This window comes from Aeromonas sp. QDB62 (assembly GCF_027705695.1).
Lineage (GTDB): Bacteria > Pseudomonadota > Gammaproteobacteria > Enterobacterales > Aeromonadaceae > Aeromonas > Aeromonas allosaccharophila.
In genome coordinates this window covers 1-14053 of record NZ_JAPDCD010000026.1, presented here as the reverse complement: position 1 = coordinate 14053, position 14053 = coordinate 1, and the positions used below count along the sequence as shown (strand labels likewise).

The following is a 14053-nucleotide window of genomic DNA, read 5'->3' as shown; positions in this document are numbered from 1 at the left end:
TGAACGGGTTGCCGCAGATAAGGGCCAGAATTCGGGCAGATGACGGAGGCGGTGGAGAAATAAAAAACGCCTCCGCGAAGGGAGGCGTTTTATCGGGAGGGGCGCGCTTACAGAATAAAGCGGCTCAGATCTTCGTCTTCAATCAGCTTGCCGAGGTGGGCATTGACGTAGTCGGTGTCGATGACAAAGGTCTCGCCGGACTTCTCGGAGGCATCGTAGGAGATATCTTCCATCAGGCGCTCCATCACGGTGTGCAGACGACGGGCACCGATGTTCTCGGTACGCTCGTTGACCTGCCAGGCCGCTTCGGCCAGACGGCGGATGCCATCCTTGGTGAACTCGATATTGACCCCTTCGGTGGCCATCAGCGCCTTGTACTGATCGGTCAGGGAGGCGTTCGGTTCGGTCAGAATGCGCTCGAAGTCATCTGTGGTCAGCGCGGTCAGCTCGACCCGGATCGGCAGACGGCCCTGCAGCTCGGGGATGAGATCTGACGGCTTGGCGATCTGGAAGGCGCCGGAGGCGACAAACAGTATATGGTCGGTCTTGACCATGCCGTGCTTGGTGTTGACGGTGCAACCTTCAACCAGCGGCAGCAGGTCGCGCTGTACCCCTTCACGGGAAACATCCGGGCCGGAGCTCTCGCCACGCTTGCAGATCTTGTCGATCTCGTCGAGGAAGACGATGCCGTTGTTCTCGACTGCGGCGATCGCTTTCTGCTTCAGCTCTTCCGGATTGACCAGACGGGCCGCTTCCTCTTCGATCAGCGCCTTCATGGCCTCTTTGACCTTGATCTTGCGCTTCTTCTTCTGGTTCTGGCCCAGGTTCTGGAACAGCCCCTGCAGCTGGTTGGCCATCTCTTCCATGCCCGGCGGGGTCATGATTTCGACGCCCATCGGGGAGGCGGAGAGCTCCAGCTCGATCTCCTTGTCATCCAGCTGACCTTCCCGCAGTTTCTTGCGGAAGATCTGGCGGGTGTTGGAGTTGTCGGCTTTCTCTTCCTCCCCCCAGGTGTTGCGCGGGTTGGGCAGCAGGGCGTCGAGGATGCGCTCTTCGGCGGCCTCCTCGGCGCGGTATTTCATCTTCTCCATCTCGGTTTCGCGCACCAGCTTGATGGCGGCATCGGTCAGATCGCGGATGATGCTGTCCACTTCCTTGCCGACATAGCCCACTTCGGTGAACTTGGTCGCTTCCACCTTGATGAAGGGGGCGTTGGCCAGCTTGGCCAGACGACGGGCGATCTCGGTCTTGCCGACACCGGTCGGGCCGATCATCAGGATGTTCTTCGGGGTCACTTCATGACGCATCTCTTCATCGAGTTGCATCCGGCGCCAGCGGTTGCGCAGGGCAACGGCAACGGCGCGCTTGGCATCGGCCTGACCAATGATGTGTCTGTCCAGCTCGTGGACGATTTCTCTCGGGGTCATCTCGGACATGATGGAGTTCCTGTATCCGGGGCGGGCAGGGCCCACCCCTTGGAGAATGAGTTGGCTGACGGGCGCCCTTACTTGGCGCTGTAGTCCAGCACTTCGATGGTGTGGTTGCCGTTGGTGAAGACGCAGATGTCGCCCGCAATCTTGAGGGACTTCTCGACAATGGTCCTGGCATCCAGCTCGGTGTTTTCCAGCAGCGCGATGGCGGCGGACTGGGCAAAGTTGCCGCCGCTGCCGATGGCGATGAGATCGTGCTCCGGCTGCACCACGTCACCGTTGCCGGTGATGATGAAAGATTTGTGTTCGTCGGCCACGGCCAGCAGTGCTTCGAGGCGGCGCAGGGCGCGATCGGTGCGCCAATCTTTGGCCAGCGCCACGGCGGCGCGCTCCAGATTACCCTGATGGGCCTGCAGTTTTGCTTCGAAACGCTCGAGCAGGGTGAAGGCGTCGGCGGTACCGCCAGCGAAACCGGCCAGCACCTTGCCGTTATAGAGGCGATGAACCTTGCGGGCGTTGCCCTTCATGACGGTGTTGCCAAGAGAGACCTGGCCATCGCCACCGATGACGACCTGACCGTTGCGGCGAACTGAAACTATGGTAGTCACTTTACTTACCTCGCTTGAGCCGAATGACGGCCTGACTGTGCATGGCAAGAAAGATGGGGATGGCAAACGGGCTTTTCAACCCTGCCTTTGGTCGGGATAAACGGGGGGAGCAAACAGCGTGGGTGCGCGTGGCACCAAAAGAACAGGGCCGGGTGTTGCCACCCGGCCCTGCGTCATCGGTAAGCGGATTACCCTTTCTTGGGAATGCAGCCGCTGATGCCGGAGCTCTGCAGCTTGCTGTTGGCCGCGTCGGCGGCCGCCTTGCCGTTGAAGGGGCCGACCATCACCTTGTAGACGGTGCCGTTGGCGCCATTGATCACCTGCAGGCTGGAAGAGAGACCTGCGGTGAAGGCGATGCGTGCCTTGAGCGACTCTGCAGAATCCTGCGAGCGCAGGGCGGCGCACTGCATCATGTAGCGACCACTGTCGGTGGCTGCGGTCTGGGCTGGCGGGGTGGCCGCTTTGGTCTTGGCCGCCTCGGCACGCTCCCGTTCCAGCTCGGCGCGGATCTCCCGCTCCATCCGTTCCCGTTCGGCCTTGCGGTCGATCTCCTGCTCTTGCGCGCTGGCAACCGGTGCACCGGAGGTGGAAGGGGTGGTCGCCGGATTGGGCTGATAGGGCTTGGGCTGGCCGATGGGCGTTCCCGGTTGGGGAATGTCGGTCGGCACCGGCTGCGGCAGTTTTTCCGGCTGCAGGGTCATGGTCTCTGCCGGTGGCGGCGGCAGCACACCCGGCTGGGTCGGCGGCTCTATGATATCGACCTGCTTGTTTTCAAGCCGCTCGATATAGCTCCACTTCTCCTGAGGCAGCCCGTTATTCTGCGCTTTTGGCTTGTTGGCCTTTACCTGCTCCTCAATGGTGGGGGCGTCGTTACCCTTGCCATTGATCATGTAAAGGAAGCCACCAAAGCCTGCCAGCAGTGCCACGACCAGCAGCACTGGAATAACAGGAAAGCGGCGAGGGGCCGCTTTCTTGGTATTGCGGCCACCCGCCCGACGTCGCGGGCGGCTGCCGACATAATCCCGGGTTGCCATCTATTACATGCGCTCCAGGGTATGGATGCCCAGTACGCCGAGGCCCAGTTTCAGCACCTTGGCGGTGGCGGCGCACAGCAGCAGACGGCTCTGACGGGTTGCTTCGTCCACGCCATCCTTGTTGATCGGGCAGGCTTCATAGAAGGTCATGAAGTTGCCGGACAACTCGTACAGGTAGGTACAGAGCAGGTGCGGCATGCCTTTGTCTGTCACGCCGTTGACCGCGTCGGAGAACTGGATCAGCTTCTGGGCCAGCACCTCTTCGGCTTCCTCGTTCAGGGTCACGTTGCCGGTCAGCGTCTCGGCATCGATGTTGGCCTTGCGGAAGATGGACTGGATACGGGTGTAGGCATACTGCAGGTAAGGGGCAGTGTTGCCTTCAAACGACAGCATCATGTCCCAGTCGAAGATGTAGTCGGTGGTACGGTTCTTGGAAAGATCCGCATACTTCACCGCGCCCATGGCGATGGCGTTGACCACGTTGGCCTTCTCTTCGGCGGAGAGGTCGCTGTTGCGGCTCTCCAGCAGAGCAGCGGCGCGCTCTTCGGCTTCGTTCAGCAGATCAACCAGCTTGACGGTGCCACCGGAGCGGGTCTTGTAGGGACGACCATCCTTGCCCAGCATCATGCCGAAGGCGTGGTGCTCGAGCGGTACGGATTCCGGCACATAGCCCGCCTTGCGGGTGATGGTCCAGGCCTGCATCAGGTGCTGGTGCTGACGGGAGTCGATGAAGTACATGACACGGTCGGCGCCCAGGGTTTCATAACGGTATTTGGCACAGGCGATGTCGGTGGTGGTGTAGAGGAAACCGCCATCGCTCTTCTGGATGATGACGCCCATGGCCTCGCCATCCTTGTTTTTGAACTCCTCCAGGAAGACAACGGTAGCGCCTTCGCTCTCGACCGCCAGCCCCTTGGCTTTCAGGTCGGCAACGATCTCCGGCAGCATGTCGTTGTACATGGACTCGCCCATGATGTCCTTGTTGGTCAGGGAGACATTCAGGCGGTCGTAGTTGATCTGGTTCTGTTCCATGGTCATGTCGACCAGCTTCTTCCACATGGTACGGCAGTACTCATCGCCGCCCTGCAGCTTGACCACGTAATTACGGGCACGCTCGGCGAAGGCTTCGTCTTCGTCGTAGCAACGCTTGGCCTGGGTGTAGAAGGCTTCCAGATCCTTGAGCGCCATGTCGCTGGCGTGCTCGTTGGACATCTTCTCCAGATAGGCGATCAGCATGCCGAACTGGGTGCCCCAGTCGCCAATGTGGTTGGCACGGATCACTTTGTGGCCGAGGAACTCCAGCGCACGCGCAGCCACGTCACCGAGTACGGTGGAGCGGATATGGTGCACCGCCATCTCTTTGGCCACGTTGGGGGCGGAGTAGTCCACCACCACGGTCTGCGGGGTCGGCAACTTCACGTTGGCGTTGGCAGAGGTCACCATGGCCTCGACCTGACCGGCCAGCCAGCGCTGGTCGAAGAAGAAGTTGATGAAGCCGGGACCGGCGATCTCGACCTTGGCGATCAGGTCGGAGGCGGGCAGGTGCTCGATGATGGCCGCTGCCAGCTCACGGGGATTCTTGCGGGCCGGTTTGGCCAGCAGCATGGCCAGGTTGGTAGCCAGGTCGCCGTGAGCTTTTTCCTTGCATCGGTCTACTTGCACGCGGGCTTCCAGGTCCGCCGGCAGGACGCCTGCTGACTTGAGATTGGCTACCGTTTGTTCAAGTAGATGATGAATATGCTCTTTCATAACTGACCACCAAGGTTGCGCGTCGAAAAATGACTGATATATAAGGGCGTGAATTTTACCCGCATCGGCCCGAGAAAACTATAGGGATGACCCGCCGCTCGCTGTCGGGCGGATATTTCACTGCGTTTGGCGCCATATTCCAGAATATTGGGCGGAAATTATGGTGCTTATCCATTTCTACTGCATATCGAAGCGGCTTGTCCAGGCTATTTTCCCCTGATTGTTAAGGGTTTTTCCTTTCCCGATGACGGGAATGATCTCCTCCCTCTGGCCCGGCGTATCAACAGAGGTTCCCAACCGAGGAGTTTGCGATGCGACTGGCGCTGTTTCCCCTATCTGCCCACCTGCTGCCTGGCGGCATCATGCCGCTGCGGATCTTCGAACCGAGATACCAGCGGATGATCGCCGAGGCGGGGGAGGCCGGCTTTGCCCTCTGCATGGTGGACCCTCGCCAGCCCGATGCCCTGCGCAACATGCTGCCCATCGCCACCCGGGTCACCATCATCGATTTCGACCGGCTGCCGGATGGCATGCTGGGGATCACGGTGCAGGGGATGGAGCGGGTGCAGATAGAAGATCTGTGGCAGGAGCAGGATGGCCTGCGCATCGGCGAGGTGACGCCGCTGACGGCCTGGCCGCCCCGGCGGCTCCATCCCGATCAGTTGCCGCTGGTCGAGGCGCTGCGGGAGGTGTTTGCCGACTATCCCGACTATGCCGCCCTCTATCCCGCGCCCCGCTGGGACGATGGCAACTGGGTGGCCCAGCGCTGGCTGGAGGTGCTGCCGATCCCCCCCGAACAGAAACAACTGCTGCTGGCCGCCGCCGACAATCAGCCTGCCATCGCCCTGCTCAAGGGGGTGCTGGTAGCCAGCCACTGATTTTTTCCTGACCCGCTGATCCGTCACTGCCGCAGCGCCGTACAAGTCATTACCACAGCATGTTCGACAGCACACCAAAGGGATGGCGCAATGGCATATACTGGCCAACCACACTCGACCATACGCAGGACCTCGCCCGTGATGGATAACCCGGATGGCGACCTCAAATCTCTGCTGATCAGGGTGGCAGAGCAGGCCGACAAGGCTGCGTTTGCCCGCCTGTTCCAACATTTTGCGCCGCGCATTCGCAGCTATGGCCTGCGCCACCTCGGCAGCGAGGCCAACGCCATGGAGCTGGTGCAGGAGACCATGCTGCTGGTGTGGCAGAAGGCGCGTCTCTACCACCCCGAGAAGGGGGCGCCGACCACCTGGATCTATACCGTGATGCGCAACCAGTGCTTCGACATGCTGCGCCGTCGTCGCGCCAGCAAGGAGGATCTCTGTGCCGAGGAGCTGTGGCCGGTGCTGGAGTTTCAGGCCGAAGAGGAGCATCTGAGCGGGGGGGAAGATGCGGTGCTGACCCGTCAGATGGCCCACTATCTGGGCACCCTGCCGGAGCCGCAACAGCAGGTGGTGCGCGGCATCTATCTGCAGGAGTTCTCCCAGCAGGAGCTGGCGGAGCGACTCGGCGTGCCGCTCGGTACCATCAAGTCCCGCCTCCGGCTGGCGTTACAGAAACTGAAAGAGCAAGTGGAGCAAGGCCATGATTAAAGCCCATCCGACCGACCCTATGCTGCGCGCCTTCGCCGCCGACGAGCTGCCTCTGCCGCTGGCGGTGGGGCTCTCCGCCCACTGTGAACTCTGCCCCGATTGCGCTGCCCGACTGAAAACATTCGAAGAGGAGTTGGCGCAGCAATATCTTGCCTCGCCAGCAGAGCCCGAGCTGGCTCCCAGCGATGAAGTGGCGCTGGATGCCGGATTTGACGCCATGCTGGCGGATATTCTGGCGCAGCCGCTGGTGGAGCCCCTCTCCGAGCCAACACATGACCGGCCCCGAGCCCAGCCCGGCGAGCTGGAAGTGGCCGGTCACGCCTACCGCTTGCCACGGGTGCTGGCCCGCTACCGTTCGCCCAAGTGGCGCCATATCGGGGCCATTCGTCAGCAGAGTTTGCCGCTGGACGAGATGGGGGCGCGCGCCAGCCTGCTCCATATCGAGGCCGGTGGCCGCATCCCCGAGCACACCCATCAGGGCTATGAGCTGACCCTGCTGCTGGCGGGCACTATCGAGGATGGCGATACCCTTTACAAGGCGGGAGATTTTATCTGGCGCGATGCCAGCCACTCCCACAGTCCGCACACGCCGGACGGCTGCCTCTGCTACACGGTGCAGGATGCGCCGGTGCAGTTCACCAGGGGCTTGTCACGGCTGTTGAACGGCATTAGCCAGCACCTCTACTGAGCTCAACCTCTCCATAGATTCGCCATAGAAAAAGGGACCAGATTGGTCCCTTTTGTCATTTCATTGCTTGCTGGCGGTCAGGCGACAAACACCAGATAGACGGCGAACGCCACGATAAAGCGGTAGATGGCGAACGGGATGAAGTCGAGGCGACGGATCAGCGCCAGGAAGGTCTTGATGGCAAACATGGCCACCACGAAGGCGGTGATAAAGCCCACCGCAAACATCGGGAAGTCGGCCATGGAGAGGAAGTCGCGGCTCTTGTAGAGATCCAGCGTGCTTGCCGCCATCATCATGGGCACCGCCATGATGAAGGAGAACTCGGCCGCCGCGTGACGGCTGATCCCCATCAACATGCCACCACTGATGGTGGCGCCGGAGCGGGAGAAGCCGGGCCACAGTGCCAGACACTGGAACAGACCGATACCGAACGCTTGCTTGTAGCTGATGTCATCCAGCGTTTCGGCGCTGACGGCCGGGCGGAACTTCTCGGCGATGATCAGCAGGATGCCCCCCGCGATCAACGCATACATTACTGTCTCTGGCCCGAAAAGATGGGCCTTGATCCAGCTGTGGATGGCCAGACCGACCACGATGGCGGGCATCATGCCGAGGATGACGTGGATCAGCGACAGGGTGGCATGATCCTGAGAGGGCTTCTGGCCAAAGTGGATGCCAATCAGGCCAAACAGGCGGCGCCAGAACACGGCGACCACGGCGAGGATGGAGCCCAGCTGGATCACCACTTCGAAGGTGGCGGCCTTGGGCCCTTCAAAGCCCAGCAGATGGCCGACGATGATCATGTGGCCGGTGGAGGAGACGGGGAGGAACTCGGTCAGCCCCTCGACGACGCCCAGAATAAAGGCGACCAGCAGGCTATAAGTGTCAGTCATCGAACAGAATCCTTGCTACGTTGATGCAAAAAAGCCCCGACAGATCGCTCGGGGCGGCTTATCTTGCTCGAATGTGACTGCTGAGGCTATGTAAAAATCATGAAACCTTTAAGTCAGTCGCGGATAAAACGGTAGCGGGTCTGGTGGTGATAACGCTCGCCCGGCAGCAGCCAGGGGTTGCCCAGCTCGGGGCGATTGGGGCTGTCCGGCAGCTGTTGCGCTTCAAGACAGAAGCCGTCGTGATCCTGATGCGCCAGCCCCTGGCGATTTGGGGTGTTGCCCAGCCAGTTGCCGGTGTAGAACTGCAGCGAAGGCTGGTTGGTATAGACCTCCATCGCCAGCTGGCGATCCCCCGAGACCACCCGCGCCGCACACTCGGCAGCCGGTCCGTTGAGTACAAAGGCGTGATCGTACCCCTTGGCCTGTTGCTGCTGGGGATGGCTCAACCACTCCTGGCCGATAAGGCGCTCGTGACGCAGATCGAAAGACCCCTCCACCGGAGTGACCGCGAGTGGCAGGCCACTCGGGTCGGTCGGCAGGAAGTGATCGGCATGGATGCTGATGAGGTGGTCACGCACATCGCCGCCGTCCGGGTTCTCATCGAGATTGAAGTAGGCGTGGCTGGTGAGGCTGACCGGCGTCGCTGCATCTGTGCTGGCGACAAAATCGACCACCAGATCGCTCTGCTCCAGCCGGTACTCCAGCGTCACCCGCAGATTGCCGGGAAAGCCCTGATCCCCCGCCCGGGAGAGCAACGCCAGCTTGACCCGATCTGCCTCCAGCTCCTTGATTTGCCAGCGCTGGCGATGAAAGCCTGCCTGCCCGCCATGCAGGCAGTTGGGTGTCTGATTGGCATCCAGCGGCCAGCGCTCGCCATCGCGTACCAGCTCGGCGCCGCCAATGCGGTTGGCAAAGCGGCCAGCCACCGCACCCAGCCACACCTGCTGATTGAGATAAGCCTCATCGGCGCAGCCCAGCAGCACTTCGCGCCGTTTGCCCGCCACCGGCAAGGTGAGGGAGGTGAGGGTGGCGCCAAAGTCGAGGCCGCGCAGGCGCAGCCCCTCCTCGTTTTCCAGCTCGAATGGGGTCATGGCGCTGCTCATAACTTGCCTGCACCTGTGTTGCCGATCCGGCAGACGTAGCCGTCGGCCTGCATCATAAATGGGCTCATAGTTTTCCCGCCCCCGCGCTGGCGCGGCAGACGTAGCAGTCGGCCTTGCGGCCGGAGAGGGCCGGATACTCTGCCTCGACGGCGGCGATCACCTCGGCAACTTTTTCCGGGCGCAGCAGGGCGACCACGCAGCCGCCGAAGCCGCCACCGGTCATCCGTACGCCGCCATCGGTGCCGATCCGGGCCTTGATGATCTCCACCAGACCGTCGATGGCGGGCACTGTGATCTCGAAGTCATCGCGCATGGTTGCGTGTGAATCCGCCATCAGCTCGCCGAGGCGTACCAGATCCCCTTGGGCCAGTGCATCGGCTGCCGCCAGGGTGCGGGTATTGTCGCCCACCACGTGGCGAGCACGGCGGTAGCAGACCTCATCCAATCCGGCCTTGCCCGCTTCCAGAGCCGCCAGATCGAGATCGCGCAGCGCCTTGACCCCGTAGTGACGGGCGGCCGCTTCGCACTGCTGACGGCGGGTGTTGTATTCGCTGTCCACCAGACCGCGGCGCACGTTGGAGTTGACGATCAGCACCGCCAGATCCGCCGGCATGGGGATGAGGCGGGTCTCCAGCGAGCGGCAGTCGAGCAGCAGGGCGTGGTCGCTCTTGCCGCTGGCAGAGATCATTTGGTCCATGATGCCGCAGTTACAGCCGACGAACTTGTTCTCCGCCTGCTGGCCGTTGAGGGCGATCTCCGCCTGGCTGATGTCGAGCCCCAGCGCCTCCTTGAAGGCCTGACCGATGGCCACTTCCAGCGAGGCGGAAGATGAGAGCCCCGCTCCCTGCGGCACGTTGCCAGAGACCACCAGATCGAGGCCGCGCAGGGCATGACCACGCTCTTGCAGATATTTCACTACACCGCGGATGTAGTCGCTCCAGCGCTGGTCGGCGTGGTGTTCGATGGGCTGGCCGAGATCGAACTGGTCGCGCTGGTTGTCATAGTCGGCAGCGATCACCTGCACCAGCTGGTCATCGCGCAGGCCGATGGCGACGCAGGTCTCGTAGTCGATGGCGCAGGGCAGCACGAAGCCGTCGTTGTAGTCGGTATGTTCACCGATGAGGTTGACGCGACCGGGGGCGCGCACCAGCAGATCGGGCGCTTTGGCAAATTGCTCGGCAAAAACGGTGCTGACGCGTTGGCTGGGGGTCATAGGGCCTCCTCATTGGTGTGGCTGGTCTGGGTGTAGTGAATGGGGCTCAGGGCGCGCAGCCGTTCGGCGGCTTGCTCGGGGGTAAGGTCACGCTGGGTCTCTGCCAGCATCTCGAAGCCGACCATGAATTTACGCACGGTGGCGGAGCGCAGCAGGGGCGGATAGAAGTGGGCATGCAACTGCCACGCCTCGGGGCAGTCCGATTTGGGCGGTGCAAAGTGCCAGCCCATGGAGTAGGGGAAGCTGCACTCGAACAGGTTGTCGTAACGGCTGGTGAGCTCCTTGAGCGCCACCGCCAGATCCTGTTGCTGAGCCTGGGTCAGATTGAGCATGGAGGGGACGTGCGCCTTGGGCAGCAGCAGGGTTTCGAACGGCCAGGCGGCCCAGAAGGGGACCACAGCGAGCCAGTGCTCGGTCTCTACCACGATGCGCGAGCGATCCGCCAGCTCCCGCTCCACATACTCCAGCAGCATGGGGCGGCCATGCTCGGCCAGCCAGCCGTGCTGGTGCTGCTCTTCGCGGGCGATCTCGTTGGGCAGGAAGTCGCTGCCCCAGATCTGGCCGTGGGGGTGCGGGTTGGAGCAGCCCATGACGGCCCCTTTGTTTTCAAAGACCTGCACCCACTCCCACTGGGCCGACAGCTCGGCGACCTGATCCATCCAGGTGGTGATCACCCCTTCGATGGCGGGCAGTGGCAGCTCGGGCAGGGTCTTGCCGTGATCCGGCGAGAAGCAGATGACCCGGCTGGTGCCGCGGGCGGCCTCCAGCTTCAGCAGGGGGTCGCCTGCGTTATCGGCGGCCGGGGTGTCCTGCATCAGGGCTGCGAAGTCGTTGGTAAAAACGAAGGTGCCCTGGTAGTCGGGGTTGATGTCACCGGTGACCCGGGTATTTCCGGCGCAGAGGAAGCAGTCGGGATCGTGGGCCTGTTTGGGGGCCTGGCTTACCTTCTCCACCTGCCCCTGCCAGGGGCGCTTGGCCCGATGGGGGGAGACCAGCACATACTGGCCAGTCAGCGGGTTGAAGCGGCGATGGGGATGATCGACGGGGTTGAACATCATCTCTCCTGAATAAGATATGGAAAATTAAAGTCGTTTATTTAAGGGGAGCAGGCAGGCCTACTCCTCGTAACCGTTCGGATTGGCGGATTGCCAGCGCCAGCTGTCGGCGCACATGGCGTCGATGTCGCGGGTCGCCTGCCAGCCCAGCTCGCGCTCGGCCTTGGCCGGATCGGCCCAGCAGGCGGCGATGTCGCCCGGGCGACGCGGTTCGATGCGAAATGGCAGCGGCTTGCCACAGGCCGCAGAGAAAGCGGCGACCAGTTGCAACACGCTCTGGCCCTGACCGGTGCCGAGGTTGTAGGTGTGCACGCCACCCTTGCCAGCGCAGTGTTGCAACGCCTTGACGTGCCCCTCGGCGAGATCCATCACGTGGATGTAGTCGCGTACGCCGGTGCCGTCCGGGGTGGAGTAATCGTTTCCAAAGACCGAGAGGCAGTCGCGACGGCCGATGGCCACCTGGGTGATATAGGGCATCAGATTGTTGGGGATCCCTTGCGGGTCTTCACCCATGGTGCCCGATTCATGGGCGCCGACCGGATTGAAATAGCGCAGCAGGGTCATGCTCCAGTGCGGTTCGGCGAGCTGCAGATCCTCGAGGATTTCCTCGATGATCAGCTTGGATCGCCCGTAGGGGTTGGTGGCGCTGCGGGGGAAATCCTCGCGGATCGGCAGGCTGGCGGGATCGCCGTAGACGGTAGCTGATGAGCTGAACACCAGATTGTGCACGCCAGCCCGCTTCATCGCCTGCAGCAGGGTGAGGGTGCCACCGAGGTTGTTCTCGTAATAATCCAGTGGAATGCGGGTCGATTCACCGACCGCTTTGAGGGCGGCAAAGTGGATCACCGCATCGATCTGCTGTTCGGCAAAGATCCGGTCCAGCAGGGTCGCATCGCGAATATCCCCTTGATAGAACACGGGTTGCTGGCCGCTGATAGCGGCGACTCGCGTCAGCACGCTGCGTTTGCTGTTGCCGAGGTTGTCGACCACCACGGGATTCATGCCTGCCGCTTGCAGGGCCAGACAGGTGTGGCTGCCGATATATCCGCAGCCGCCGGTGACCAGAACGTTCATCTTGCTCTCCACTGAAAAAGTGTCTGGAAGGAGTCTAGCCGAGGGTGTGGCGACCAAACTGTGAGCTTGCTTGCAAAACAGTGTAAACGATTACACTGTTTTTGTGATTATCCCGATGGCAGATATTTATTTCACCCCTGTTTTCAATGGGTTTGCTGGGTATAATGGCGCTCTATTGCACAGTGAAAGAAGTGAAAACAGCATGAGCACCATCAAGGATGTCGCCCGTTTGGCCAATGTGTCGGTGGCAACGGTTTCACGGGTGATGAACAACTCCCCCAAGGCCAGCGCCGCGTCTCGCGAAGTGGTGCAGAAGGCCATGGCCGAACTGGGCTACACCCCCAACGCCAACGCGCGGGCTCTGGTCAGCCAGACCTGTGACACCATGGGCGTCGTGGTAGGTGACGTGGCGGATCCCTTCTTCGGTGCACTGGTGAAGGGGGTCTCCGGCATCGCCGTCGAGCAGAACCTCCACCTGCTGATGGGTAACGGTTTTCACAAAGCGCGTCAGGAGCGTGAAGCGATCGAGCTGCTGCTCGGCAAGCGTTGCGAGGCGCTGGTGGTGCACAGCAAGGCGCTGAGCGACGAGGAATTGTGCGATTACGCCATGCGGGTGCCCGGTATGGTGCTGATCAACCGCGATATTCCGGCCCTCAAGGGGCGCTGCATCGCTCTCAACAACCGGCAGGGGGCCGCCACGGCGACCCGTCATCTGATCGAGCTGGGCCACCGCCATATCGCCTTTATCAGCTCGGATCACGCCATCGAGGATGCCACCTTGCGCCTGCAGGGTTATCAGGATGGGCTGATGGAGGCTGGGCTGGCAGCCGATCCCGAGCTTATCGAGAGCGGCACACCGAACGAGGAGGGGGGCGAGCGCGCCATGCTCAACCTGCTGGCCAAGGGGCTCAAGGTGACCGCCGTGGTTGCCTATAACGATGCCATGGCGGCTGGCGCCATCTCCGTGCTGGCGGACAACGGCCTGCGAGTGCCGGAGGAGGTCTCGGTGGTGGGCTTCGATGACATCATCTATGCCAGATACCTGAGGCCCAAGCTCTCCACCATGCGCTATCCCATCGAGCTGATGGCGGCCCAGGCGGCCAAGCTGGCTATTCAGCTGGCGGCGGGGGAGAGTGAAGCGACCCAAAGCCGGATCTATACCCCCACCCTGATCAATCGCCACTCGGTGGCACCGGTTCGGGCCGGATAGCCCCCTTTTGCGGCCCTGTTCGGGGCCGTTTCTTGCACAATTATTGTTTTACCTATTTTTAATCATTTTTACTCCGCTTTACTTAACAAATTCAGTGTAATCGTTTACATCTGTGTGAGCGAGATCGCCGTTCCCTGCGTCATACTTCTCTAGACTGAATCATATACAGGACCTTAAGCGTTGAGTCCCTTTAAAACTCCTTCCAAGGTCCTGTTCTGTATCGATTTTCTCTGCTTGGTTCGGCAAGCGTTCTTGGCCAAATAATCAGCTGCCCATTCCAGTCGTTCCCTTATTTCTGTCAGCGCTCTATGAGCCACTGCTTCCAATAGCGGCAACCACCATGTCGTACTGTTCTTTGACGCTTTCAACATCGATAGCTTCCCTGTCATCACACTCTGCGCGACCCG

Annotated in this window: 13 protein-coding genes and 1 pseudogene; 4 read left to right on the top strand and 10 right to left on the bottom strand. The window is 61.5% G+C overall.

The annotated features are described in order from the left end of the window. Positions 1–107: 107 nt before the first annotated feature. The 4 genes from hslU to argS all read right to left on the bottom strand — a co-directional run bounded on the left by hslU (position 108) and on the right by argS (position 4821). The gene (gene hslU / locus OKC27_RS13925; protein ID WP_042059467.1) at positions 108–1436 is read right to left on the bottom strand and encodes an HslU--HslV peptidase ATPase subunit; all 1329 of its coding nucleotides are present in this window, start codon (positions 1434–1436) and stop codon (positions 108–110) included. A gap of 68 nt (positions 1437–1504) precedes the next feature. After that, positions 1505–2038, bottom strand: a complete 534-nt coding sequence (gene hslV, locus OKC27_RS13920) for an ATP-dependent protease subunit HslV (RefSeq protein WP_005340772.1) — start codon at positions 2036–2038, stop codon at positions 1505–1507. Between the two features lie 188 nt (positions 2039–2226). Next, positions 2227–3072: an SPOR domain-containing protein gene (locus OKC27_RS13915; protein WP_182938498.1), complete on the bottom strand. Its 846-nt coding sequence runs from the start codon at positions 3070–3072 to the stop codon at positions 2227–2229. 3 nt (positions 3073–3075) lie between these two features. Then, positions 3076–4821, bottom strand: coding sequence for an arginine--tRNA ligase (gene argS, locus OKC27_RS13910; protein ID WP_270806408.1), 1746 nt, complete (start codon positions 4819–4821; stop codon positions 3076–3078). 311 nt (positions 4822–5132) lie between these two features. Between argS and OKC27_RS13905 the strand changes: the two genes are divergently transcribed. From OKC27_RS13905 to OKC27_RS13895, 3 genes are all read left to right on the top strand, one after another. Continuing rightward, positions 5133–5699, top strand: a complete 567-nt coding sequence (locus OKC27_RS13905; RefSeq protein WP_182938496.1) for an LON peptidase substrate-binding domain-containing protein — start codon at positions 5133–5135, stop codon at positions 5697–5699. A gap of 141 nt (positions 5700–5840) precedes the next feature. Beyond that, positions 5841–6410: a sigma-70 family RNA polymerase sigma factor gene (locus OKC27_RS13900; RefSeq protein ID WP_005355542.1), complete on the top strand. Its 570-nt coding sequence runs from the start codon at positions 5841–5843 to the stop codon at positions 6408–6410. Continuing rightward, the gene (locus tag OKC27_RS13895) at positions 6403–7098 is read left to right on the top strand and encodes a ChrR family anti-sigma-E factor (protein WP_182938495.1); all 696 of its coding nucleotides are present in this window, start codon (positions 6403–6405) and stop codon (positions 7096–7098) included. The genes OKC27_RS13900 and OKC27_RS13895 overlap by 8 nt, the downstream gene beginning before the upstream one ends. 77 nt (positions 7099–7175) lie before the next feature. On the opposite strand, the gene bacA is transcribed toward OKC27_RS13895, so the two are convergent. The 5 genes from bacA to galE all read right to left on the bottom strand — a co-directional run bounded on the left by bacA (position 7176) and on the right by galE (position 12436). Then, positions 7176–7991, bottom strand: coding sequence for an undecaprenyl-diphosphate phosphatase (gene bacA, locus OKC27_RS13890; RefSeq protein WP_182938494.1), 816 nt, complete (start codon positions 7989–7991; stop codon positions 7176–7178). A gap of 113 nt (positions 7992–8104) precedes the next feature. Beyond that, on the bottom strand, positions 8105–9094 hold the full coding sequence (galM, locus tag OKC27_RS13885; protein ID WP_182938493.1) for a galactose-1-epimerase: 990 nt from the start codon (positions 9092–9094) through the stop codon (positions 8105–8107). Positions 9095–9158: 64 nt separating this feature from the next. Then, positions 9159–10307 carry a galactokinase gene (gene galK, locus OKC27_RS13880; protein ID WP_182938492.1) on the bottom strand — a complete coding sequence of 383 codons (1149 nt, stop codon included), beginning with the start codon at positions 10305–10307 and terminating at the stop codon, positions 9159–9161. Next, on the bottom strand, positions 10304–11362 hold the full coding sequence (locus tag OKC27_RS13875; protein ID WP_182939809.1) for a UDP-glucose--hexose-1-phosphate uridylyltransferase: 1059 nt from the start codon (positions 11360–11362) through the stop codon (positions 10304–10306). Before OKC27_RS13875 ends, galK begins: the two co-directional genes overlap by 4 nt. 60 nt (positions 11363–11422) lie before the next feature. Beyond that, positions 11423–12436, bottom strand: a complete 1014-nt coding sequence (gene galE, locus OKC27_RS13870; RefSeq protein WP_182938491.1) for a UDP-glucose 4-epimerase GalE — start codon at positions 12434–12436, stop codon at positions 11423–11425. A 202-nt stretch (positions 12437–12638) separates the two neighbouring features. On the opposite strand from galE, the gene OKC27_RS13865 reads away from it, so the two are divergent. Continuing rightward, on the top strand, positions 12639–13646 hold the full coding sequence (locus OKC27_RS13865) for a substrate-binding domain-containing protein (RefSeq protein ID WP_182938490.1): 1008 nt from the start codon (positions 12639–12641) through the stop codon (positions 13644–13646). Between the two features lie 173 nt (positions 13647–13819). Here OKC27_RS13865 and OKC27_RS13860 read toward each other — a convergent pair. Then, positions 13820–14053 (bottom strand): annotated as a pseudogene (locus OKC27_RS13860) (IS4 family transposase); the annotation flags it as partial.

Coding starts and splice junctions, on each gene's coding strand:
- hslU (WP_042059467.1), bottom strand. CDS start 1,436: ATGTCCGAGATGACCCCGAGAGAAATCGTCCACGAGCTGGACAGACAC.
- OKC27_RS13915 (WP_182938498.1), bottom strand. CDS start 3,072: ATGGCAACCCGGGATTATGTCGGCAGCCGCCCGCGACGTCGGGCGGGT.
- argS (WP_270806408.1), bottom strand. CDS start 4,821: ATGAAAGAGCATATTCATCATCTACTTGAACAAACGGTAGCCAATCTC.
- OKC27_RS13905 (WP_182938496.1), top strand. CDS start 5,133: ATGCGACTGGCGCTGTTTCCCCTATCTGCCCACCTGCTGCCTGGCGGC.
- OKC27_RS13900 (WP_005355542.1), top strand. CDS start 5,841: ATGGATAACCCGGATGGCGACCTCAAATCTCTGCTGATCAGGGTGGCA.
- OKC27_RS13895 (WP_182938495.1), top strand. CDS start 6,403: ATGATTAAAGCCCATCCGACCGACCCTATGCTGCGCGCCTTCGCCGCC.
- bacA (WP_182938494.1), bottom strand. CDS start 7,991: ATGACTGACACTTATAGCCTGCTGGTCGCCTTTATTCTGGGCGTCGTC.
- galM (WP_182938493.1), bottom strand. CDS start 9,094: ATGAGCAGCGCCATGACCCCATTCGAGCTGGAAAACGAGGAGGGGCTG.
- galK (WP_182938492.1), bottom strand. CDS start 10,307: ATGACCCCCAGCCAACGCGTCAGCACCGTTTTTGCCGAGCAATTTGCC.
- OKC27_RS13875 (WP_182939809.1), bottom strand. CDS start 11,362: ATGTTCAACCCCGTCGATCATCCCCATCGCCGCTTCAACCCGCTGACT.
- galE (WP_182938491.1), bottom strand. CDS start 12,436: ATGAACGTTCTGGTCACCGGCGGCTGCGGATATATCGGCAGCCACACC.
- OKC27_RS13865 (WP_182938490.1), top strand. CDS start 12,639: ATGAGCACCATCAAGGATGTCGCCCGTTTGGCCAATGTGTCGGTGGCA.